This is a genomic window from Mesorhizobium sp. B2-3-7, assembly GCF_006442695.1.
Classification (GTDB): Bacteria; Pseudomonadota; Alphaproteobacteria; order Rhizobiales; family Rhizobiaceae; genus Mesorhizobium.
Genome location: NZ_VFVV01000007.1, coordinates 276533 through 297896, shown reverse-complemented (window position 1 = coordinate 297896; position 21364 = coordinate 276533). Strand labels below are relative to the sequence as shown.

Genomic DNA, 21364 nt, shown 5'->3' with positions numbered 1-21364 from the left:
TTGGCGACCAACGAATGAGAATTGGCGTAGTCAACGACATGCCGATGGCGGTTGAACTTCTGCGCCGGCTGGTCATGTCGACCGGCGAACACCAAGTCGCATGGATTGCGACCAATGGGCGTGAGGCGGTCGAGGTCTGCAGACGTGATCTGCCGGATCTGATACTCATGGATCTAGCGATGCCAGAGATGGACGGGGTGGAAGCGACCCGCAGAATCATGGCGGAAACCCCATGTTCAATCTTGCTGGTGACCGCCAGTATCGAAGCCAACGTCGCCGGCGTCTACGAAGCGATGGGGCATGGCGCGCTCGACGCCGTCGATATTCCCTCAGTAGGCATCGAAGGTGATGCGTCCTCGCAATCCGCACGGCTGTTGACCAACAAGATAGCAACGATCGGCAAGCTGATCGGCGATGCGCCGGGCAAGGCAAGAAGGAGGATGTCCCGTGCGGCTGAGCCGACAACTCGACGGCTAATTGCAATCGGTGCCTCTGCTGGCGGGCCGGCCGCCGTTGCCGCAGTCCTGAGCGCGTTTCCCGTTGATTTCGCCGCCGCCATCGTGCTCGTACAGCATCTCGATGCCCAATTCGTTCCAGGCCTTGCTGATTGGCTCGGCCAGCATACGCCTCTCCCGATCCGTCCAGCGCGGGAAAACGATAGTCCTCAAGCGGGCACCGTTCTCATTGCCAGTTCCGCGGATCATCTGGTTTTCAAGTCAGCTCAGCAACTTGGCTATACGCCTAGCCCCGAGGACAGCGTTTATCGGCCGTCCGTAGATGTGTTCTTCGAAAGTGCCGCGCAATGGTGGCCTGGCTCGGTGATTGGAGTCCTGCTCACAGGCATGGGCAGGGATGGTGCGCACGGGTTGAGACAGCTCCGCGACAAGGGGCATCTCACAATCGCGCAGGATAGAGCAACCAGCGCCGTCTACGGCATGCCGAAGGCCGCCGCCGACGTCGGCGCGGCTGTTGATATTCTTCCTTTGAGTGCGATCGGCTCACGCATAATCGAAGCCCTTTCAGCGCTCCAGGTGAAAGGGTTCGTCCGATGACGCTAGAACCACAGCTGGTCCCACCACTTGCAGATAACTATTCATCCATGGTTCTGCTCATCGATGACCAGATCATGGTTTGCGAGGCGGTCAGGCGCGCTCTAGCCAGCGAGCCTGATATCTCCTTACACTTCTGCACCGACCCATTGAGAGCGATCACGGTCGCCGACGAGGTAAAGCCAACCGTCATCCTGCAGGATCTCGTCATGCCCGGGGTCGATGGGCTGCATCTGGTGCGAGAATTCCGGAAGCATGCTTCGACACGCGCGGTACCAGTCATTGTGCTGTCGAGCAAGGAAGACCCAGCCACCAAGGGCGAAGCGTTCGCTGCGGGAGCGAACGATTATCTCGTAAAGCTTCCGGATCGTATCGAGCTGATTGCACGCGTTCGATATCACACGCGGGCCTATCTGGATCACGTCCAGCGAGAAGCTGCATACCGAGCGCTAAGGGAAAGCCAGCGACAGCTGATCAGTGCTAATCTCGAGCTTGAACGTCTGACGCGGATCGATGGCCTGACGGGCCTCGGCAACAGGCGCTATTTTGACGAATATCTGGCGTCTGAATGGAAGCGTGCTTTTCGCGCACAATCCCCATTGTCGCTGTTGATGATCGATGCCGACAACTTCAAACGATACAATGATACCTATGGCCATATGGCCGGCGACGAGGTGCTCAAGCAAATCGCCCGCGTAATCCAGAGCGGTTCCGGCCGTTCCACCGATCTCGCTGCGCGGTACGGAGGCGAAGAGTTCGTCATCGTGCTGGTCGACACTTTACTGGAACAATCCAGTGCGATCGCAGAGCAGCTCGTCCAGAGCGTGCGGGAGCTGAACATACCCCACGGCTCGGATCGCGTGACCATCAGCGTTGGCGTCGCAACAGCGGTGCCCACCGAGAACGAAACGCCGAAGGATTTCGTCAATGCCGCCGATCTGGCTCTTTTTCGTGCCAAATCGGAAGGACGAAATCGTGTTGCGCTTCAGATGTCCCGCGCTTGACGAGTGGCTAGGCAAACTGTTGGGCCATGCAAGCCGTATTGCCGGTCGTGAGCTCATGGCGGCAGGATGGTACACTTTCACCAATTGCATGATAGCGGACGTGCTGCGGCCGCCGACCTGTCGGCCTATCCGAATACCGCAGCAGGCTCCAAACATTTGAAAATACGTTGAATGCACCCCGCTCGCCGGCCTTCAAGAAGGTCTATGCCGACCAGCTCGCTCATTCCGCGGTTGGACATCAAAAACTCATCGCCATTGCATTTGGCTGAAGCGGGCGCCGCAGTTCTGCTCTGACAGGAGCGTGGACCGCAAGCAGTTCGTTCCACTCCACCGAGTTTTCTGCTTGAATACCTTTAAAGCCATCCATGGAGGCCCCTTCCATTCTGAATGATCCCTTCGCCCCCTTACGACAGCGTTTCCTGGCTCGGTGCGCCACTCAACTCGCGGAGTTGAGGGCGGCGCGTCAGAGAGGCCCGTCAGTGGGCTCCAACGACACCCTGATTCCCACCGCGCACTCGCTCGCCGGGGCCGCGGGGACATTCGGGTTTGCGGAGATCAGCGCGCGGGCATCGGCGTTGGAGACATTGCTGATCGAGCAGGCGGACGATGGGGCCTCGCACGTCGCACTCGATGCGCTTATCACGGAGATCGAGCGGACGCTGAAGTGACTCAGCAGACGGGGCTCACTTCTTCGCGCCGCCCAGGCCGGTCCTGGTCATCTCACCCCAGCTCTGGTCGGCCCGAAGAAATTGCCACCAGCCCTTCACGCGCCAGAAATTGTTGAGCTGGCGGTAGCCGAAATTCTCGATCACGGCGACCGCCGTCAATACCGCGAGGTCCCTGGCGCGGGGAAAACGCTGCAACTCGGCCTCTTCGAGAACGAGAGAGCATACGCTCACGCAGACGCCATAGGTGAAGATGAGCGAGGTGAAGGCCAGAAGATATTCGGCCGAAAGGACACCGAGCAGCCAGAAGGCGGGGATGAGGATATAGCCCAGCACCTCCGCCACCGGTCCCAGAACGTCGACAATGAAGATGTGGCCGAAGCCGAGAAAGCCGACGCGGCCATAGCGCGGGTTGAAGAGCATGGAGCGGTAGCGGAAGAAGCATTCGAGCGAGCCGCGCTGCCAGCGCGTGCGCTGCCGGGCAAGGACGCTCAGCGATTCCGGCGCCTCGGTCCAGCACACCGGCTCCGGAATGAACTGGATGCGGTATTTGCGCTTTTTATCCCGCATATAGCGGTGCAGCTTGATGACGAGGTCGAGGTCCTCGCCCATCGAACCCTTGGTGAAGCCGCCGACCGCCACCACTTCGGCCCGGCGAAACATGCCAAAAGCGCCGGAGACCAGCATCAGTGTGTTGATGCGGCTCCAGGCAAGCCGCGCCATCAGGAAGGCGCGCAGGTATTCGACCACCTGGAGCAGTGGCAACAGACGGCGTGGCAGACGGACTTCGCGCACCCTGCCTGCCTCGATCCTGGAGCCGTTGGCGATGCGGATCGTGCCGCCGACGGCAATGGTGCGCTCGGGGTCGTCGATGAATGGCTGGGCGGCACGCATCAGCGCGTCGGGCTCAAGGATAGAGTCGCCGTCGATGACACAAAAGAGCGGCGCGCGACAGACATTGATGCCGGCGTTCTGGGCGTCGGCCTTGCCGCCGTTCTCCTTGTCGACGACGAACAGCCGCTCGGTCGTCGGTGACGAATAGAGGCCGCGGATTGGATTGTGCGCGAGCGCCTCCTCATAGGGCCGATGGAACTTTACCAGCTTGAACGCCTCGATGAGGCGCAGCAAGGTCTCGTCTTTCGAGCCGTCGTTGATGACGATGACCTCGAAATTGGGATATTCGAGCGCCAGCATGGAATGGACGCTCTCGACCACGTTCAAGGCCTCGTTGTAGGCGGGCACCAATAGCGCGATCGGCGGCGCGACATCGCCATAGCGGTGCCAAAGCAGCGCCGAGCGCGCGACCGGTGGGCGCTTGGACAATGCATAGCCGGCGACGATGAGCTGCAGGAGGTATATCGTCGTCTGCGCCAGCCCGGCCCCGATGATGAACCAAGACAAGATGGTGGCGGCAAGAACGATCTCGTCGCTCCAGTCGGCGATCATACGGCCGGTCCCTCGGCAAGAATGAGCGAGGCGGTGCGCTGGCTGCGCGAGACCTCACTGTCGGCAATCTGGCGCAGCAACCGCTCTCCCGGCTGGCCGAAGGAGCGCAGCGCGTTGGCGGCGGCATAGCGCACGTTCCACACCTCGTCGCCCATCAGCTTGGATAGCGGCCGGCCAAGTTCGGCGAGGCCCAGGCGGCCGGCGGCATCGGCGGCCGCGCTGCGCACCTCCCAGTCGCCTTTTGTCATCGCGGTCGAGAGGATCGCCGGCGCGTCGGCATTTCCGGTGAGGCCGAGCGCCCGCAGTGCCGCCGCGGCAACCTCGGACGAGGCGTCGTCGGCCAAGCGGGCGAAGAGATCGGCGAAGCGGAAGCCGCCGGCGCGGGCCAATGCGTCGATCGCGGCCGCCCTTATGAAGGGCACGGCGTCGGCGCGCGCGGCATGGTCCGCCAGTTCCTCCAGGCGCGCGTGCGGAAAGCGCCTGAACAGCTCGATCAGGCGTCGCGAGCGCTGCCCGGCCACGCCGATCTTGCGCAGCGCAATGCCGAGCGGCGGCAGGCTGTTCAGATCGCAGAGCGCTATGGCGACGGCGATCCTGACCTCGCGCGAGCGGTCGTGGTTGAGCGCGGAAAGCAGGCTTGCCACCGCACCTTCCGAGCGCAGCGCCGCCAGCATCTCGGCCGCATGGATGCGTTCGGCGCCGTTGCCCTTTTCCAGTTGCCTGCCGACAAGGGCCGGCAGGCCACATTCCTTGAAAGCAGCAAGGACATCGTCGTGCTCCTCGCCGCGCAAAAGCGAAATGAACTCGAAGCCGGTATTGATCGCCACGCCTGCCGATACCGAAAGAATGGTCGTTTTCAACACCTCGCGGTCTCGGTTCTCGGTGAAGGCGATCAGCGCAGTCAGAAGCTGACGCCGCTGGTCGGCCGCAGCCTTGCTCCGGCGCTCCTGCAGGACGCGTCTCGCGATCAGGAACAGCATGATCACCAGCGAAAGAGCGCTGAGCAGTATGGAGAGATCCCAGATGTACCACATGGTCAGAACCGCGCGGTCAGGCCGAGACCGAATGTATTCCGGTCGAATCTCGGTCGTTCTTCATGCGCGATGCTGGCGCGCAACGTCAGCGGATCGCTGATGTCCCAGGAAACACCACCAAAGACCGTGCGCGTCGGCACCAGCGTGCCGTCGGAGATTTCGGGAGCGTCGGCATAACCGCCGAACACGTTGAAGTGCGGTGTCGCAGCAAGGTCGACGCGAAGCACATAACCGTCTGCGCCCGTGCCGATATCATCCTGCGCATGAACCCAGCGGGCGGAAAGCCCCAGGCGGCCGTCTAGGATAGAGGTCTGCACCCATGGCGAGATGCTGGTGACATTTGTGTCGGCGAAATTGTCGTAGCGGGCGTCGATGTTGAGCGAAAGCGGGCCGAACGCCTTTGCCGGCGCCATGACCTGCCACGAAGCCCCGGCGCCGATCGAATAGCGCGCGAGGAAATCAGCGTCCGGCGTTGCCGCCGCCAGAGCATAGGCAGAGAACGCCGGCGAGAAGGCCTGGTCGATACGACCTTCGATCTGGACGTCGGTGCGGCCGAAGCGTGTGGCCAGCCGGGTGCGACCGGAAATCGTGGTGCGCGGCGACAGCCGATAGGAAAGGCCAGCCGAACTGTCGGTCCAGTCGCCGAGCCCGCTGGTGAGATCGCTCACCTCGCTGCCGAGGTCGAGCCGCCATTTGCGCGGCGGCGGCACGGCCAGCCTTTGCTCGATATCGAAAGAGCCAGGCTCGACGGCGAGCGCTTGGCTGTAGGCATCCCGCGCGTCCTCCTCTTTACCCTCGGCGCGGCGCACATCGCCGAGCCCGACCAGCGCCTCGGCATTGCGCGGATCGGCCGCAAGCACGCGCTGGAACGACTGCCCGGCCCGCGTGTAATCGGCCTCGAGCAAAGCCACTCTCGCATCCAGCTCGAGCGCCTCGACATTGCCTGGCACTGAGGCCAGCACGCCATCGACCAAGTGGCGGGCGCTCGGCGCGTCGCCCCGCCAGATCGCCAGGCGCACCTTGCCGAGCCGCGCGTCGAGAAGGCCCGGCTTGATCGCAAGCGCGCGGTCGAAGAAAAGCCCCGCCTCGTCGAAGCTTTGGCTGGAGCCGACGACCAGGCCAAGGGCGACGAGGATGTCGGTGTTCTTCGGCGCTAGTCCCAGTGCCCGGCGATAGACTTTCTCCGCCTCGGGCAGCTTTCCCGCCGCTCGCAGGCGTCTGCCCTGCTCCATCAGACCGGCGACGGGATCGCGCCGCCGGCTAGTCGGTTTCTTTGTCGGCGCCGGAACCGCGGGAGACCGTCTCACCTCACTGCCGGCGGCTTGCTTCGCCTTCTGGATATTCGCGATAAGCGTGGCGGCGTCAGCGTTGCTGGGCTCGGCCCGCAGGGCCGTTTCGGCTAGCGGAAGCGCGGCATCCAGATTGCCCGAGCGGAACTCGACCTCAGCCATGCCAAAGCTGGCGTCCCGATAGGTTGGGGCCAAGGACAGGGCATTGGAAAAAGCGTCGCGCGCCGCCGACAGATTGTCGCGGCCGAGTTCGGCAAAACCGAGTTGCACCAAGGCGTCGGCGTTATCGGGTTTAAGCGCAAGGGCGCGCCGTAAAAACTCCACCGCCTCGTCAAAATGCTGCGCTTGCCTGGCCTTGACGCCGAACTCGTAAAGCTCATCCACCGTCTGCGCCAGCACCGCGCCCTGGGGCGCAGCGATCGCCAGGATCAGACATGCGCCAAGGGCTACGCACCGGCAGCGCCGCATCAGCGTTTCCCGCTCTTTCGCGCGAGCAGACGCGCCAACCGAGCCAGAAGCTCCTCGGGGATGAATGGCTTCACAAGGTAGTCGTCGGCTCCTTTTTCGAGGGCCGAGACGATGTCCCTTTCGCCCTTGCGGGCGGTCAGCATGACGACCGGGGTTTCGGACAAAGCCGGATCGCCCTTGATGCGGGCAAGGACCTCCAGGCCGTCGGCCTTGGGCATCATCGCGTCGAGCACGATGATGTCCGGCGCCTCATGCTCTGCCTTCGAGAGCGCTTCCGCCCCGTCTACTGCTTTGATGACCTCATATCCCTTTGCCCTGAGCCTGAATTCCATCAGCTCGATCAACAAGGGATCGTCATCGCAAATCAGAACTCTTGCCTTCGCTCCGTTCACCAGCCTTGCTCCGGTTCCGTCGCCCCCCGGAGTGATCCCATGAACCGACATCCGCCAATGCGGTCCATGCAGACAGAAATATTCGTCTCGACTCTCTCATCGACGTCCGCCGATGCCACGCGATTATAGACAACCTGATTCGCTGCGCCTGCACCTCGGCACAATCAGTAGATGAATAAGGCGACATGGTATAGGAGCCCTGAACGGCATCGCACAGTGTGCAGACAAACTGCGCTCGGTGGCCAAGCCATACGTCGGCTCAGGTGCGCGATAGAAGCAATCTTTTGACTTCACCGGCAAGCGCAAGCGGGTCGAAAGGTTTGGCGATCACCCCCACCGCCCCCATAGCCAGATAGCGTTCGACCTCATGCGTCTGGGTGCGCGCGGTGATGAACACCACGGGTATCGACGCCGTCGGCCGGGACTCGGCCAGGCGCCTCAGCGTCTCCGGTCCGTCCAAGTCCGGCATCATCACATCGAGCAGGATGAGGTCGGGCCGCCATTCGGCGGCATCGGCCAGCGCCTGCATGCCCGAAGAACAGGATCGCACCTCGAATTCCGGCTCGAGCTCCAGCGACATCTGGGCGATTTCGCGGATATCGTCCTCGTCGTCTACATAGAGGATCCTTGCGGGCATTAGCATCACTCCTTGGCGTGCGCGGCAGGCCGAGTGCCATTGCGGGACGAAACCAACATGTTCCGTACCAACTTTGCCACATCGATTTCCGACGCTCTGGTCTTGGTCATGATCGCCTGCACCCGATCGCCGAGCTTCTGGTCGAGTTCCGCCGCCGAGAACACGATGACCGCAGTCTCGAGCGGCAGATCGGTCAGGAGGTCGAGGCCCGATCCGTCGGGAAGCGCGATATCCAGGATGACTAGGTCGAAGCGATAGCGGGCGATCGCCTCCTGGGCCTGCTTTAGTGTCTTCGCCGAGGTGATCGAGACGCCCGAACCCAGCCCTTCTGACATCACCGCAAGCACGCCCTCATCGTCTTCGACATGCAGGATTTGTGGCTTCGGCTCGACCCTACGGCCGACGATCTTGGCAAGAGCGGCGTGAAGCCGTTTCGAATCCACCGGCTTCTCCAGCCAGTCGACGATGCCGACGGCGCTGCCGTTCAGCGAGCGCCTGGCCTCGTCGGCGACGGCGGAGATGACGATGACCGCAATGTCGGAATTCACCGGTGATGCCCGTATGTCGTGGAAGAGCTTGATTCCGGATTCCCCCGCCAGCTTGATGTCGAGCGTCAGCGCCACGTAGTCGCGCGAGCTCAGCAGCGCTTTGGCGGTGTCGATATCGGGCGCGACGTCGCTGGCAAAGCCTTCTGCATCGAGAAGTGCTGCGATCACCACAGCAATGTCAGGCTCGTCCTCGCAGATGAGGACACGCAGGCGGCCATCGCGCTTGCGCGCCCGGCGCTCGACCGAAACCGGCTTCTCGGTCTGCCTGTGCGCTTCGGGGAGGTCAATGTGAAACGAGGTTCCCTTGCCTTCCTCGGTTTCGAAGGAGATGCCGCCGCCCAGCTTTTCAGTGATGGCCTTGACGATGCTCAAGCCCAGGCCAGTACCGCCTATCTTGCGAGTGCTGGAGGCGTCCGCCTGCTCGAACTTCCCGAATATGCGACTGCGGAACGCCTCGGGGATGCCAGCGCCCTGGTCCACGACCGAGATGCGCAGCATATCGGGGGCACGACGATGGAGTTTCACCGTGACGATGCCATCAGTGTGCGAGAACTTGATCGCATTCGACAGCAGGTTGGCCATCACCTGATGCAGGCGATCCGGATCTATGTTGGCTTCGGCGCGCGGGGCATCGTCGACCAAGACGATCCTGATTCGGCTGTCGGCCATGTAGTTGGTGCTGGCGGCAATCGCCTGTTCCAGGACCGGGCGGACAGCCATCTGCCTGATCTTGAAGGTGATCACGCCAGATTCGATCTTCTCCATATCAAGGATGTCGTTGATGAGAAGAACCAGCCTTTCACTGTTGGTGTGGGCGATGTTGACGAGATTGGCGGCCTTGGGCGGCAGTTCGCCGGCGACGCCGGCCGCGATCAAACCAAGTGAGCCGCGGATGGAGGTCAGTGGGGTGCGCAATTCGTGGCTGACCGTCGAGATGAAATCGTTCTTCAGCTGGGCATTTCGCTTTTGCTCGGTGATGTCGCGATTGTAGGTGATGACGCCGCTGATCTTGCCGGTCTCGTCGCGGAACGGTGCCTTCAGCGTGTAGAGCCAGCCTTGTCTGCCGTCCGGGAAAACCGCCGGCTGGTCGATGCGCAGCGTCTGCCCGGCTTCCAGAGCGCCCATCTCATCCTGCCGGAAGCGCTCGGCCACGTCCTTAGAGTAGAAATCGAAATCCGTCTTGCCGATAAGCTGTTCGACCGAAGCGGCGCGCATCATTTCGGCAGTGGCGGGATTGGCGGCGATGAACCGGCCGTCGACATCCTTAATGTTCAGGCAATCCGGGAGTTCGCGGACCATGGCCCGGTAGATCATGTTGGACATCGCAAGATCGCGCCGCCGCTGCTGCCGGTCCAGCAGAACGCTTATGAGGACGGTGCTGAGGAAGCGGAACACGAGTGATGGGAGTGTGCTCTGCTGCACCAGGTCGGCAACGACTTGCGAGGGGATGATCAGGAGCGTGATCAGCCCGGCGAAAGCTACCGACACGCCGAGTCCGAATATGTCGAACATGGTGCGAGACCGGGCAGTAACGATGTGGTGCCACGCAATACCGACTATAGCGGTGATGAGGATCCCCACGACACCGACGCTCGCGCCCTGTCCACCGAGATAGATGCGATAGGCAATGGAGCCGGCAGTAGCGATGAACATCGCCGGCCATCCACCGAAGAACGCGGCAGCCGCAATGAAGGCGGCGCGGAGATCGACGACGAAGCCGGAGACGGATAAGCCCGTCGCCATGGAAATGATCGCGCCCATGCACATGACCACACCAAGAACCAGCGACTGCATCCGCGTCGACAGACGCCCAGTGAAGTCCGCCACAAGATCCCAGGCGACCACGAGGATGGAGACCAGGGCAAGATTGGCGAGGAGTGACTGCCAGAACTCGGTCATAACTTTCCCGCTCCTTTTCCCGATAGATACCGCCAAAACCTATCCGAGGTCTAAAGAAGCTACAGGCTCCGGCCCTCTGCCAGTTGAGGCTCGCTGCTCGAAGTCGCGTCGGTGGTTAATCCGCGCGTCGACAGCCCTCTGGCCGAGCCTGCCATAGCCCGGGCGGAGCCATCCTCTCCGCTCGCGGTTTGGGCGAGCAACCCAAAGGGAGAGCTTCATGACACAATCGCGCGACTGGTTGATACAGTGGCTGAGAGACGCTCACGCCATGGAGGAGCAGGCCGAGACGATGCTCTCCGGGCAACTGTCACGCCTCGAAAGCTATCCGGAACTCGGCGACCACATCCGTCAGCATCTCGACGAGACGCGGCAGCAGGCCTCGCGCCTCAAAAGCTGTCTTGACCGGATCGGAGAGGGATCCTCCGCGATGAAAGACGCAGGCGGCAAGCTCACCGCCATGGCCCAGTCGATCAGCGGCGTGTTTGCCGGCGACGAGGTGATGAAGGGCTCGCTCGCCAGCTATACTTTCGAGCAATCTGCGCGAAGAGGAAGCGATGGCGGATTGGCTCAAGAGCCACCTCGCCGAGACGACGCAGATGTTCCTGTCTCGCGCCGCGGCCGACAGCGATGCCGCGAAACGGTGACGCCCAAATGGCGCGGGCGGACTTTTTTTCTGGCGATCGGGTCCGCTGGGCGGCTCTTGCGCCGGCCGCTGGGTCTTAGTCGCAGCTAAGACCCCGCTTCTCCTCCCACAAGAGCGGACTCTTGTCTCGAGTTTATGATCGGCCGCGGATTCGTCAGGGCAGGGGTGGGGCAACATGAAGCGACTTCTGTCAGATCTCGCCGCAATGGCTGAGCCCGGCTTCTGGGTCGCCCTGAGGCTTTTGGCGCTGCCTTACGCAAGTGGGCGTATTCGTCCTCATTAAGACATGCCGGTGCCTCTGATCGCTCAGGCTTCCAGCCGCCCATGCGCGGACCTTAATACACCATCGTTGAGAGCACTTTCGGGTCTCACTGTCATGATCGCAAAGGGCCCACGTGACCGACGAGGTGGGGATGCATCGACCGATGAAGTTGCAGGACGCGTGTTGAGCAATCCGCTCGGTGTTATTGCGGGGTTGCTCCCATTCTTGCGCGTGGCGCACCATATTAGCCATTTGACGGGCGCAGATGCCGGTTTGCGAGGACTCGCCCACCAAGAGGCTCTAGAGTTGCGAGTGTAGTCTGCTGGCCAGCCAGTCCGATATTTTTTCGGTCAGGGGGCGCGCTTCCCATTCGCCCAAACTGATCTGCCTTGATCGCGCAAGATCCTGGCTGAACAGGTCGATCTGCGTTTTGGCAAAATCTCGGCCGTAGACATTCAGCGTGGCTTCGTCGTTCAGTCGCAAAGAGCGCTCGTCCAGGTTGGCAGAGCCAAAGCTCGTCCAGACGTCGTCGACGATCAGGAGTTTGGGATGATACATCGTTGGCTGGAACTCGAAGATCCGGACCCCAGCTTTGAGCAAGTCGCCCCAGAAGTACCGCGAGCCCTTTCGGACCAGGGGCACGTCTGTGAGCCAGTTGGGCACGATCACGTCGACTGCTACCCCTCGTTTCCTGGCGTCCAAGATCTGCTGCAGGGCAATATCGTCAGGCACGAAATAGGCCATTCCGATGCGAAGATGATCCCTGGCGGCAGCGATCGCCGCCAGCATCATCAGTTCCATGTTCTCCGAGCCATTTGGCTGCGATGACAGGATCAGCTGAGCGCTAAGCGACCCCGCAGGTTCGGAGGGTGGGTAGAACTTCTCACCTTGCAATGTCTCGCCGGCCGTCTCCAACCAGTTTTCCGCGAATGCCGCCTGGAAGGCAGACACTGCGGGTCCTTTGACTTGATAGTGCGTGTCGCGCCACTCATCTGGATTGCGGGCGTTTCCGAGCCAGTTGTCGGCAATACCGACGCCGCCGGTGAACGCGACCAGCCCGTCAACGATGAGCAGCTTGCGATGGGTCCGGTTGTTTACACGATCCAACGTATACCAATGAATAGGTCTATAGCGCTGGAACCGCACACCGGCGCTTGTCATGATCTCGATCAGGTCTTCATCGAACGGCAGGCTGCCGACCCAGTCAACGAGCACACGGACCTCGACACCCTCCCGGGCTTTGGTTGCCAACGCGGTCGCGAACTCATAACCGACGACCCCCGACCAATAGATATAGGTCTCGAAATCAATTGTAGACCGAGCCGCATGGATTGCCTGCAGCATTGAAGGGAAGATCTCATCTCCGTTGACAAGGGTTTGTACCGAGTTTGAATCGAACAGCTGTCCTTGTGAATAACTGCTCATGCTCCTTGCAAATTCGGGATCCGACGCGTCGAATCGGTGCGGGACAAGCGTTCGCAAAATGCGTGGCTCTGGTGCCAAGTTTATGCTCAGCAAAGTGATCAGGCTGGCGATGACGGCAAGGGCCACGTATTTGAGGCTCTTAAGCAGCCTTCCCCGGTTTACGCCAAACCTCACTGGGTCCGCACCCGCCCGTAGCGCCGCGAGTCCGCATGGCACATCTCAATCGCCCTGCTGTTTACGAGTGCGATGCTTTTCGATTTCCTCTGGTTCCTCATCATCGATTCTGGTGATGTTCGATGCCGAGCTATTCGTTCGCAACATCTCATCCAGCTTGGCATGGATCGCCTGCGTGTCGCGATGTTCTGCGCGTTGAATGAACAGTGTCATGGCCCAGGTGAACAGGGTCGCCGCGCCGTGCCAGTTCAAACTCGCCCTGTCGAGAAATAGCCAAAGGGCCGCGTAAGCCAGCAGCACCAGGAATGCTGCCGGCCGAGAGGTCAACGTGCCAATTGAGGTGAGCACGCTCGTGATCGGGCGAGTTGCCAGCATCAAGAACTTTCGACTGCAACGCAGGTTCCCGTTGTGCCAAGCTCTACAATGCATGCCGGCGGAGCGCCAAGCAGTGGTGGGAGCGCATGTTCCATTCCAAGCGGCGTTCGATCATCTTTTTAGGAGCAGCCTGCGAGCATTCTCTATCTCACCATTTCGGCAGCAACGATCACCGTGGTTTGTGTTCCTCGATTGCGCGTTCGATAGCCTTTACGCGTCTCACCCAAGCGAAGGTCGGCAGTCTGGAAATCGTCTGATGGCCGCGCCACTGACAGTCTCCGAAGCCGACAGTTCCTCAACACGGGTTCGGGCGTCCAGCCGTGTGAAGATGCAATCGCTTCCAGTTCGGCGGCGGTTTGCGTCGTCGGCGCCCGCCAAACGGTGAGTACCCCGCAGCCGTGAGCGAGGCGGCCATCAAATGACCGAAGATGTTGTCGCTCGACATCGCTGCATCGTACTTCAGCTGCCGAACCTCACGATTTGAGCTTCTATTGTGCAGCTTGCATCCGGAACCAAAGTCTGAGGAGCAAGTTTGGCCGTGAATGCCGAAGTTTGGCATGGCCATTCAAGGAAGGAGAATCCGATGAAAGTACAATGTGGGACGACGGCAGCTGCCGCTGCTTTGGTCATGTTAAGCTTGCCGGCGCTGGCCCAGACGAGTGGGACACCGGAGCTTAAGCCGCCGCCGCAGCAGTCTGGATCCACACCACTGCCAGGCCCTAACAAACAGACAGAAGACCAGACGCGTGAGATGATGCGGCAGATGATGGACGAGATGTTACAGGACAAGCTGCAGGGAGATCGCGGCCCCGAAGAAAGGCCTCCGCATCGGCAAGATTGGCACCGGGACATAGGGCAAGGGCCGCACGATGGGGACAGGATAGCTCGAAAGCCTGATCGCATGGGGCCTCGCATGATGCACGCGGCCAGGATGAAAATAATGTTTGCGATAATGGACGCCGACGGCGATGGAGCACTTTCGCAGAGCGAGATCCAGGATGTGATCGGGAGGATATTTGACGTCGTCGACGAGAACGGCGATGGCAGGATTGACTTGGAGGAGATTGAATCCTTCTCACATAGTCGCGGAAGTGGAGAGATGCAGTAGCACTTCGAACTTAGGCGCTTTTTTGGACGCTATCCCTAGCATCGGTTGGTAGTATGCCCGGCTGGTCGATCGGACCTCCACACCGATGCGAGCATGCTCGTGCAGTGACCCGAAGCAGGCAAGCGTCTCTTCAATTCGTGGAACGTGCCAGAGGCCGAAGTGCCTCGGCGCTTCCAGCAAGGTTTCATGAATTGGCTCAGTTCCGCACCCTGATGGGCGGCTGGTGCAGGCAAAGCACGTCTATTCAAATGCAGGACTGCACAAAACCCGGCGCAAGCCGAACATCCGCCTCACACACCCGACCTTGCGCGTCTCCGATGCCGCGGCGGCGCGGACTCGCCACGACTGATCAGATAATTCGCGACGATTCTCCTGTGGCAGCGCCACCAAAGCGTTTCCGAGCACATGATGGCGCACCGCTGCTGCCTGCCGACGGACAAACGAACCTTAACGGAGACTTTCATGGGCAAAAATCAGCATGTCGTACCTCGCGACGGTCAGTGGGCGGTGCTCGGCGCCGGCAATAACCGCGCCACTTCGCTTCATCCGACCCAAGCCGGTGCGTTCGCCTCGGCAAGAGACATCGCCATCAACCAGCACAGCGAGGTGGTGTTCCATCGCCCCAACGGGCAGATCCGCGACTCGAACTCTTACGGCAACGATCCCTTCCCGCCGCGCGGTTAGCGGCTTCAACACAAGGATATCCTGCGCACGTAAAAATAGGCGCTCTTCTTTCTTATCAGACCAGCGACTTTTGCCACCCAAAACCACCCAAATGTTGGAGCCAATGTTGGAACCATACAGGGCGGAAAGCGCTTGGAAACAGCAGTTTGTAGGATTTACAAGGGGTCTAGAGGACGATGGTGGGCCCGGAGGGACTCGAACCCCCAACCAAGCGGTTATGAGCCGCCGGCTCTAACCATTGAGCTACAGGCCCCACGCGGGCTGGATTAATGTTTTTCGCATCGCGGCACAAGGCTTTCCGGGACCGCTGGTCACAATCGTCCAAATCAGCCCATAATCGCGCCATAAGGAGCCGCGTGCGCCCGCTGGGCGCGGATATGCTTACCCGAGGAGATTTCATGACCAGACCTCTTTTGCCCCTCGCACTCGCCGCCGCCATCGCCTTTCCGACGCTGGCCGCGGCCGCTGAGTCGCCGACACCGCCCCGTATCGTGGTTTCGGGCGAAGGGGCGGCGACTGTAGCGCCCGACCTGGCGGTCCTGACGCTCAGCGTCATGCGCGAAGCCAAGACGGCGCGCGCCGCACTGGATGCCAACAACGACGCCATGGCGGCCGTGATCGCCGCGATGAAGTCGGCCGGCATCAAGGACCGCGACCTCCAGACCGCGGGCATCCAGATCAATCCGCGCTATAACTACACAAACAAGCCCGACGGCGGCCAGGAGGCCGAATTGATTGCTTACCAGGTAACCAACACACTGTCGGTGCGCGTGCGCGACGTCGACAAGACCGGTGAGATCCTCGACAAGGCGGTGTCGCTGGGCGTCAACCAGGGCGGCGGCATCGTCTTCACCAACGACAATCCGGCTGCCACCGTCACCGAAGCGCGCAAAAAGGCGGTGGCCGATGCCATGGCCAAGGCCAAGACGCTGGCGGAAGCAGCCGGCGTCAGTATAGGCCGGGTGATCGAAATCACTGACCAGAACATCGCGCCGCCACCGATGCCGATCAACGCCAAGGCCTTCGACGCGGCCGTCGGTGCTGCTCCGGTGCAGGCCGGCGAGAACGCCTACAATGTCCAGGTCACCGTTACCTTCGAACTGAAATAAGCGTCTTCGATGGTCCATGGCCGAGCCCGACCCTGAACCGTCCGCCGTGGTGCATGAAAAACCCGCGGGATCGCTCCCGCGGGTTTTTTGAGCCGCATTCTTCCCGAAGGAAAGCGGCTCCACTACTCCAGACCGACCTTCGCAGAAGGTCGTGTCTCCAGACTGATCCTGAAAGGATCATGTCTCCAGACGGATCTTCGCAGAGGGTGGTGTCTGCGACTGATCCCGCAGAGGATCATGTCGCTACCAACCCTCGCAGAAGGTCGCGCCTTAAGAGGCTCAGCGGTTGATGATAGGGCAACCACGCTCGTTGGCGAACACGATGACGACGCGGTCGCCATACTGGCGGCCCATCACCTTGACCGTGCGGCGGCTGACGTCGACGATGCGGGCACGGTGCAGCCCCATGCGTTCGGCCTTGTTCAGGGCCCAGTCGGGCGAACAGCCGCGGCGCCAGTCGTCGCGGCGTTCATCACGGCGGTGGCGATAGCCGTCATCCCCGGCATAGACGCCGAAGCGCGGATCGTTGTTGTTGCCGAAGCCCAGGTAAAGGCTGTCGGCATGGGCGGGAACGGCCGCCAGCGTACCGAGGCCGACGAGGGCCGAAAGGGCTGCCGTTTTCACCGTGTTGAACATGGTCTTCTCTCCTTGTTGCGGGCTCTCGCCCGTCCTCTTGAAATCGATGATGGGAGAATGCACCCGCCTGTCTGAACTATTTACGAACCCGCCGTTCATCCGCGGTTCATGTGGCGGAAAAAGGAAGCTTCTGCCGGTTTTCCAACAATGTGCCCCAAACGTCTCGCATGGTTCCTGGTTCCTGCGCGCCCTTGCGGACACCGGCCTCAGGGCTCGTCATCCCGATGCGAGCTATGGTTCCTCGTCCCGATGCGAGCTTATGGCTCGTCGTCAAGCATATAGTCGAAATAATCCTCCGGCTCGGCCAGATCCGTCTCGTTGGCCTTGACCCGGCCGCGCATCGACATGCCGGCCTCATGCACCGTCTCGGCACTGCCCGACACCAGACGGTGCCACCAGTAGAGATCGTGCCCCTCCGCGACCAGCCGGTAGGCGCAGGTGCTGGGCAGCCAACTGATGGTGCGTACATTTTGCGGCGTCAGCCCGACGCAATCGGGAACGCGCGCCAGCCGGTTGTGATAGTCCGAACAGCGGCATGTCTGCGCGTCGAACAGGCGGCAGCCGACGCTGGTCCAGTAGATGTCGCCAGTATCCTCGTCCTCGAGCTTCGACAGGCAGCATTTGCCGCAGCCGTCGCAGAGCGATTCCCACTCGGCCGGGCTCATTGCTTCCAGCGTCTTTGTTTTCCAGAACGGCGTTTCCATCTCCGGCATGTGGCCCCAGCCGCCGCGAAGGTCAAGCAGGGCAAAGGCTGGAATGGGGCGGCACCCCCGTCGAAAGACATGAAGTTGCCTTCAAAAGGCCGGCCAATCGCCCCGTACGGTCCCTAACCATGAGCCGCCGGAACCAATTTCGTTAAAATCGGTTTCGGCAAGGATGGGACCCCACAAGGAGAATTTCGATGAAACGCCAACCACGGATTCTGGCAGGCACCGCACTCGGCCTGCTGATGGCATCCGCGCCGTTGGGCGCATCCCCGCTTCAGGGAAGTGCCGCGTTCGGCCCCATGCGAGACAGCGCAATGCCGCTGGTCCTGGCCCAGGACACCCAGACTGACGATGCACAGCAGAGCGACCAGGAACTGCTACGCAAGAAGAAGCGCGATCAGCAACAACAGCAGACCGAACAGGCACCCGCACAGCAGCCCGCGCCAGCCGCCGAGGAACAACAGCCACGCAGGAAGAAGCGCGATCAGCAGCAGGTCGAGCAGGCGCCCGCTGGTGAAGCCGCGCCCGCCGTCGAGGAACAACAACCGCGCAGGAAGAAGCGCGATCAGCAACAGCAGACCGAACAGGCCCCCGCGCAGCAGGCCGCACCAGCTGCCGAGGAACAACAGCCACGCAGGAAGAAGCGCGACCAGCAGCAGGTCGAGCAGGCGCCCGCCGGTGAAGCCGCGCCCGCTGTCGAGGAACAGCAGCCGCGCAGGAAGAAGCGCGACCAGCAGCAGCAGACCGAGCAGGCGCCAGCCAGTGAGGCAGCACCCGCCACCGAGGAACAGCAGCCGCGCAGGAAGAAGCGCGACCAACAACAGCAGACCGAACAGGCACCGGCGGGCCAAACGGAACCTGCCAACGACAACCAGCGCAAGAAGCGCAAACAGGAGCAGCAGGCCGAGCCCAGCGCCGTGCCGACACCGAAGGAAGCACCTGCCGCAGAAGCACCCAAGGCAGAACCGGCACCCTCAGGCGAGAGGCCGGCAGCCCAGGGCGAACAACCCCAGGACAAGAGGAAAAAGAACGCCAGACAACCGGCTAGCGAGCAGCCGGCCAATGGCGAACAGCAGCCGGCCAATGGCGAACAACAGCAAACCGGCAGGCAGCCTGCAACGGGCGAGCAGCCGGCCACGGGTGAACAGCCCAGTGCCGGCAAGGCCGCGCCTGTCCAGGGGCAAAACCCCGAGCAGGCCGAGACGCCCGCCGACAAGAACGCTGCCCCCATTCTCGACAGCCAGAAGGATGCCCGACGCCGCGGCCGCGGCGAGAACGGCCAGGCCAGCAGGAACCCCGCCAACCAGAATGGCGAGCAGCAAAATGGCGAGCAGCAGAATGGTGGGCAAAACGCCCGGCAGGGCGGTGCTCAGGGCCGCCAGCCCGCGGTCGCTCCCGTCGACCAGGGTCCGCCTCCGACCGACGATAGAGCTGCTCAGCAGGAGATCAAACCGGAAAAAATCGTCCCGGTTACCGAGGAGAAGGGCAAACGCCTCGAGCGCGCACCGGACGAGAACATCCGCGACCGCCGCCGCCCCAAGGGTGTCGACGTGCTCAAGGAGATCGGCGATCGCGTCATCATCCAGCTCAACGATCAGACATACGTTCAGAGCAGTGACCGCCCGCGCCTGACCCGCGGCGCCAAGGATGTCTACTATGAGGATCTGTCGCAAGGCCGCACGCGCGAGACAGTCGAGCGCGACAACGGCGTGCAGATCGTCACCATCCGCAACCGCTACGGCGACATCATCCAGCGGTCGCGCATCATGCCCGACGGTCATGAGTATGTGTTGAGCTATGTCGACGAACGAAGCTACGACGACGATAATGATTGGCGCGATCCGGGCGACGACCTACCACCGATGCGGCTGACCATTCCGCGCCGGGACTACATCCTTGACTCCGAAGAGGTCGAAAGCCCGGACGACTACTACACCTTCCTCGAGCAACCGCCGGTGGAGAAGGTGCAGCGCCTCTATTCGATCAACGAGGTCAAGCGTTCCGCACGGGTGCGCGACATTGCCCGACGCATCGATCTTGACACGCTGAACTTCGAATTCGGCTCTTCCTCGATCTCCGATGCCGAGGTGCAGAAGCTCGAGGGTGTCGCCACGGCCATGGAGAAGCTGTTGAAGAAGAACCCGGCCGAGACCTTCCTTATCGAAGGCCACACGGACGCTGTCGGCACACCGGAGGCGAACCTCGCTCTGTCGGACCGCCGCGCCGAAGCGGTGGCCGAAGCGCTGACCAACGCCTTCGGCATACCGCCTGAAAACCTGACCACGCAGGGCTATGGCGAGGAATATCTGAAGGTCGACACCTCAGGCCCCAATCGCGAGAACCGGCGTGTCGCCATCCGCCGCATCACCTCGCTGGTGGCGCCGGTGGCGAGCAACAACTGACCACGATCCGGGAGCCGGAAACCGGCTTTCGGAAAAGATCATGGTCCACAAATGTCTGCATTTCCAGGCGCTTGAGCAGGCTTCTGGAATCGGATCGGTAAAAAGCCCATCCCGGTTTCGCCGGGATGGGCGAGATCGCGGCAACGGCCCAAGTTCAACAAGAATTGTCCTGGCGTCGGGTCCCGCTCATTGAATCGCGAGATGGCCTACCCCAGATTCAGGATCGGGCGTTCCCTGCCCCGTCCCGACTCCAGCGGGACGCACTGAGCCCCGCCGGCCCTCTCCGGCGGGGCTTTTTGCTCAGAGCAACTCCAGGAATGTCTGAAACCGAGTTCCATCCGGAATTTGCGCCTCGATACATCTTTAGAAAGCCGTCCTGATCTTCGTGTCGGAATTGGCAAACACCTCGTCCGGGACAAAAAAGTCGCCGGCCAGCGGCCCGGCCGCACCCGGCGCATACACCGAAAAATCGCTGATCCCCTCGGCGCGCAGCACTTCCTCGTCGATGTAGAAATTGCCGGTCGCTTCGCGTGATGGCCGCATGAAGATGGCATGCGCGGCATCGGCCATGATTTCGGGCGAACGGCTCATCGCGGCCACCGTCGCGCCGCCCAGAAGATTGCGCACCGCCGCGGTATCGATGGTCGAGATCGGCCACAGCGAATTGACCGCGATGCCGTCCTTGGCGAACTCCGCGCTCATGCCCAGCGTGCACATGGACATGCCGAACTTGGCCATGGTGTAGGCGACATGGTTCTTGAACCACTTGGCCTTCATGTCGAGCGGCGGCGCCAGATTCAAGATATGAGGATTCCCGGCCAACTTCAGGTGCGGAATGCACATTTTGGAAACGAGAAACGTGCCGCGCGTGTTGATCTGGTGCATCAGGTCGTAACGCTTCATGTCGGTTTCCAGGGTCCCGGTGAGCTGGATAGCGCTGGCATTGTTGACACAGATATCGATGCCGCCGAATTTTTCGACCGTCTTCGACACCGCTTCGGCCACTTGCGCCTCCTCGCGAATGTCGCACAGGACCGGCAGCGCCTTGCCGCCGGCTTGCTCGATCTCTTCAGCGGCGGTGTAGATCGTGCCCGGCAGCTTCGGATGTGGCTCAGCGGTCTTGGCCGCGATCGTCACATTGGCGCCGTCGCGCGCGGCGCGCAAAGCGATCGCCAGCCCGATGCCGCGCGACCCGCCGGAGATGAACAGCGTCTTTCCCTTGAGCGACATTTTTCCTCCGCTTGCTTGTCTCGTAGCGCGATCCTTGCCTGTGGCGGTCCCCGGATACAAGAGCTTGCGGCAGCGGCTGACGGTGACGCTGCGGAGGGTCCGTTCCTTGCCGCTGTAAATGATCTGAAGCTATAGGGGCAGCGCTGACTTTGACGATGATCGTCAAATCCTGGCTGAG

At 61.6% G+C, this 21364-nt stretch carries 19 protein-coding genes, 1 tRNA gene and 3 pseudogenes; 8 read left to right on the top strand and 15 right to left on the bottom strand.

Translation table 11 applies throughout. The annotated features are described in order from the left end of the window. Positions 1–14: 14 nt before the first annotated feature. Together FJ940_RS16385 and FJ940_RS16380 are read left to right on the top strand one after the other, a co-directional pair. Positions 15–1052 (top strand): chemotaxis response regulator protein-glutamate methylesterase, encoded by a 1038-nt coding sequence (locus tag FJ940_RS16385; protein WP_140518210.1) that lies wholly within the window; start codon positions 15–17, stop codon positions 1050–1052. Positions 1053–1099: 47 nt separating this feature from the next. Beyond that, complete coding sequence (locus tag FJ940_RS16380) at positions 1100–2053, top strand: PleD family two-component system response regulator (protein ID WP_281405891.1); 954 nt, start codon at positions 1100–1102, stop codon at positions 2051–2053. 238 nt (positions 2054–2291) lie between these two features. Here FJ940_RS16380 and FJ940_RS29000 read toward each other — a convergent pair whose 3' ends face one another. Beyond that, positions 2292–2420: a hypothetical protein gene (locus tag FJ940_RS29000; protein ID WP_263483116.1), complete on the bottom strand. Its 129-nt coding sequence runs from the start codon at positions 2418–2420 to the stop codon at positions 2292–2294. Between FJ940_RS29000 and FJ940_RS16375 the strand changes: the two genes are divergently transcribed. Continuing rightward, entirely contained in the window at positions 2419–2721 is a 303-nt protein-coding gene (locus FJ940_RS16375; protein WP_246671100.1) for an Hpt domain-containing protein, read from the top strand. The genes FJ940_RS29000 and FJ940_RS16375 overlap by 2 nt on opposite strands. A 15-nt stretch (positions 2722–2736) precedes the next feature. Here FJ940_RS16375 and FJ940_RS16370 read toward each other — a convergent pair whose 3' ends face one another. The 6 genes from FJ940_RS16370 to FJ940_RS16345 all read right to left on the bottom strand — a co-directional run bounded on the left by FJ940_RS16370 (position 2737) and on the right by FJ940_RS16345 (position 10431). After that, positions 2737–4164 (bottom strand): glycosyltransferase family 2 protein, encoded by a 1428-nt coding sequence (locus FJ940_RS16370; protein ID WP_181171776.1) that lies wholly within the window; start codon positions 4162–4164, stop codon positions 2737–2739. Then, positions 4161–5198, bottom strand: a complete 1038-nt coding sequence (locus FJ940_RS16365) for a HEAT repeat domain-containing protein (protein WP_140657137.1) — start codon at positions 5196–5198, stop codon at positions 4161–4163. The genes FJ940_RS16370 and FJ940_RS16365 overlap by 4 nt, the downstream gene beginning before the upstream one ends. A 2-nt stretch (positions 5199–5200) precedes the next feature. After that, positions 5201–6955 carry a YaiO family outer membrane beta-barrel protein gene (locus FJ940_RS16360; RefSeq protein ID WP_140657135.1) on the bottom strand — a complete coding sequence of 585 codons (1755 nt, stop codon included), beginning with the start codon at positions 6953–6955 and terminating at the stop codon, positions 5201–5203. Beyond that, positions 6955–7347 carry a response regulator gene (locus FJ940_RS16355; protein WP_140500730.1) on the bottom strand — a complete coding sequence of 131 codons (393 nt, stop codon included), beginning with the start codon at positions 7345–7347 and terminating at the stop codon, positions 6955–6957. Before FJ940_RS16355 ends, FJ940_RS16360 begins: the two co-directional genes overlap by 1 nt. A gap of 259 nt (positions 7348–7606) precedes the next feature. Further along, on the bottom strand, positions 7607–7984 hold the full coding sequence (locus FJ940_RS16350; protein ID WP_140500731.1) for a response regulator: 378 nt from the start codon (positions 7982–7984) through the stop codon (positions 7607–7609). Between the two features lie 5 nt (positions 7985–7989). Beyond that, entirely contained in the window at positions 7990–10431 is a 2442-nt protein-coding gene (locus tag FJ940_RS16345; protein ID WP_140500732.1) for an ATP-binding protein, read from the bottom strand. Positions 10432–10648: 217 nt separating this feature from the next. On the opposite strand from FJ940_RS16345, the pseudogene FJ940_RS16340 reads away from it, so the two are divergent. Then, positions 10649–11075 (top strand): annotated as a pseudogene (locus FJ940_RS16340) (DUF892 family protein). A gap of 561 nt (positions 11076–11636) precedes the next feature. On the opposite strand, the gene FJ940_RS16335 reads toward FJ940_RS16340, so the two are convergent. The 3 genes and pseudogenes from FJ940_RS16335 to FJ940_RS28790 all read right to left on the bottom strand — a co-directional run. Beyond that, positions 11637–12887, bottom strand: a complete 1251-nt coding sequence (locus FJ940_RS16335) for a phospholipase D-like domain-containing protein (RefSeq protein WP_246672556.1) — start codon at positions 12885–12887, stop codon at positions 11637–11639. 93 nt (positions 12888–12980) lie between these two features. Then, positions 12981–13310 carry a low affinity iron permease family protein gene (locus FJ940_RS16330; RefSeq protein WP_181171775.1) on the bottom strand — a complete coding sequence of 110 codons (330 nt, stop codon included), beginning with the start codon at positions 13308–13310 and terminating at the stop codon, positions 12981–12983. Positions 13311–13485: 175 nt separating this feature from the next. Next, positions 13486–13672 (bottom strand): annotated as a pseudogene (locus FJ940_RS28790) (serine/threonine protein kinase); the annotation flags it as partial. A gap of 221 nt (positions 13673–13893) precedes the next feature. Here FJ940_RS28790 and FJ940_RS16325 point away from each other — a divergent pair. Beyond that, on the top strand, positions 13894–14418 hold the full coding sequence (locus tag FJ940_RS16325; RefSeq protein ID WP_140555960.1) for an EF-hand domain-containing protein: 525 nt from the start codon (positions 13894–13896) through the stop codon (positions 14416–14418). Between the two features lie 332 nt (positions 14419–14750). Here the strand turns inward: FJ940_RS16325 and FJ940_RS28785 are convergent. Next, positions 14751–14855 (bottom strand): annotated as a pseudogene (locus tag FJ940_RS28785) (DUF488 family protein); the annotation flags it as partial. A gap of 25 nt (positions 14856–14880) precedes the next feature. Between FJ940_RS28785 and FJ940_RS16315 the strand changes: the two are divergent. Then, positions 14881–15102 carry a DUF2188 domain-containing protein gene (locus FJ940_RS16315; RefSeq protein WP_140581987.1) on the top strand — a complete coding sequence of 74 codons (222 nt, stop codon included), beginning with the start codon at positions 14881–14883 and terminating at the stop codon, positions 15100–15102. 177 nt (positions 15103–15279) lie between these two features. On the opposite strand, the gene FJ940_RS16310 is transcribed toward FJ940_RS16315, so the two are convergent. After that, positions 15280–15355 (bottom strand) — tRNA-Ile (locus FJ940_RS16310). Positions 15356–15500: 145 nt separating this feature from the next. Here FJ940_RS16310 and FJ940_RS16305 point away from each other — a divergent pair. Then, the gene (locus FJ940_RS16305) at positions 15501–16211 is read left to right on the top strand and encodes an SIMPL domain-containing protein (RefSeq protein WP_140495892.1); all 711 of its coding nucleotides are present in this window, start codon (positions 15501–15503) and stop codon (positions 16209–16211) included. A gap of 279 nt (positions 16212–16490) precedes the next feature. On the opposite strand, the gene FJ940_RS16300 is transcribed toward FJ940_RS16305, so the two are convergent. Together FJ940_RS16300 and FJ940_RS16295 are read right to left on the bottom strand one after the other, a co-directional pair. Then, complete coding sequence (locus FJ940_RS16300) at positions 16491–16847, bottom strand: hypothetical protein (protein WP_140495893.1); 357 nt, start codon at positions 16845–16847, stop codon at positions 16491–16493. A 257-nt stretch (positions 16848–17104) separates the two neighbouring features. Beyond that, entirely contained in the window at positions 17105–17551 is a 447-nt protein-coding gene (locus tag FJ940_RS16295; protein ID WP_140524949.1) for a YcgN family cysteine cluster protein, read from the bottom strand. A 197-nt stretch (positions 17552–17748) separates the two neighbouring features. On the opposite strand from FJ940_RS16295, the gene FJ940_RS16290 reads away from it, so the two are divergent. Then, the gene (locus tag FJ940_RS16290) at positions 17749–19956 is read left to right on the top strand and encodes an OmpA family protein (protein ID WP_140581990.1); all 2208 of its coding nucleotides are present in this window, start codon (positions 17749–17751) and stop codon (positions 19954–19956) included. 363 nt (positions 19957–20319) lie between these two features. On the opposite strand, the gene FJ940_RS16285 is transcribed toward FJ940_RS16290, so the two are convergent. Next, entirely contained in the window at positions 20320–21186 is an 867-nt protein-coding gene (locus FJ940_RS16285) for an NAD(P)-dependent oxidoreductase (protein WP_140495895.1), read from the bottom strand. Between the last annotated feature and the right edge of the window lie 178 nt (positions 21187–21364).

Bases quoted from the DNA above. Each gene is read 5' to 3' on its own strand.
- FJ940_RS16385 (WP_140518210.1), top strand. From the start codon at position 15: ATGAGAATTGGCGTAGTCAACGACATGCCGATGGCGGTTGAACTTCTG.
- FJ940_RS16380 (WP_281405891.1), top strand. From the start codon at position 1,100: ATGGTTCTGCTCATCGATGACCAGATCATGGTTTGCGAGGCGGTCAGG.
- FJ940_RS16375 (WP_246671100.1), top strand. From the start codon at position 2,419: ATGGAGGCCCCTTCCATTCTGAATGATCCCTTCGCCCCCTTACGACAG.
- FJ940_RS29000 (WP_263483116.1), bottom strand. From the start codon at position 2,420: ATGGATGGCTTTAAAGGTATTCAAGCAGAAAACTCGGTGGAGTGGAAC.
- FJ940_RS16370 (WP_181171776.1), bottom strand. From the start codon at position 4,164: ATGATCGCCGACTGGAGCGACGAGATCGTTCTTGCCGCCACCATCTTG.
- FJ940_RS16365 (WP_140657137.1), bottom strand. From the start codon at position 5,198: ATGTGGTACATCTGGGATCTCTCCATACTGCTCAGCGCTCTTTCGCTG.
- FJ940_RS16360 (WP_140657135.1), bottom strand. From the start codon at position 6,955: ATGCGGCGCTGCCGGTGCGTAGCCCTTGGCGCATGTCTGATCCTGGCG.
- FJ940_RS16350 (WP_140500731.1), bottom strand. From the start codon at position 7,984: ATGCCCGCAAGGATCCTCTATGTAGACGACGAGGACGATATCCGCGAA.
- FJ940_RS16345 (WP_140500732.1), bottom strand. From the start codon at position 10,431: ATGACCGAGTTCTGGCAGTCACTCCTCGCCAATCTTGCCCTGGTCTCC.
- FJ940_RS16330 (WP_181171775.1), bottom strand. From the start codon at position 13,310: ATGCTGGCAACTCGCCCGATCACGAGCGTGCTCACCTCAATTGGCACG.
- FJ940_RS16325 (WP_140555960.1), top strand. From the start codon at position 13,894: ATGAAAGTACAATGTGGGACGACGGCAGCTGCCGCTGCTTTGGTCATG.
- FJ940_RS16315 (WP_140581987.1), top strand. From the start codon at position 14,881: ATGGGCAAAAATCAGCATGTCGTACCTCGCGACGGTCAGTGGGCGGTG.
- FJ940_RS16305 (WP_140495892.1), top strand. From the start codon at position 15,501: ATGACCAGACCTCTTTTGCCCCTCGCACTCGCCGCCGCCATCGCCTTT.
- FJ940_RS16300 (WP_140495893.1), bottom strand. From the start codon at position 16,847: ATGTTCAACACGGTGAAAACGGCAGCCCTTTCGGCCCTCGTCGGCCTC.
- FJ940_RS16295 (WP_140524949.1), bottom strand. From the start codon at position 17,551: ATGGAAACGCCGTTCTGGAAAACAAAGACGCTGGAAGCAATGAGCCCG.
- FJ940_RS16290 (WP_140581990.1), top strand. From the start codon at position 17,749: ATGAAACGCCAACCACGGATTCTGGCAGGCACCGCACTCGGCCTGCTG.
- FJ940_RS16285 (WP_140495895.1), bottom strand. From the start codon at position 21,186: ATGTCGCTCAAGGGAAAGACGCTGTTCATCTCCGGCGGGTCGCGCGGC.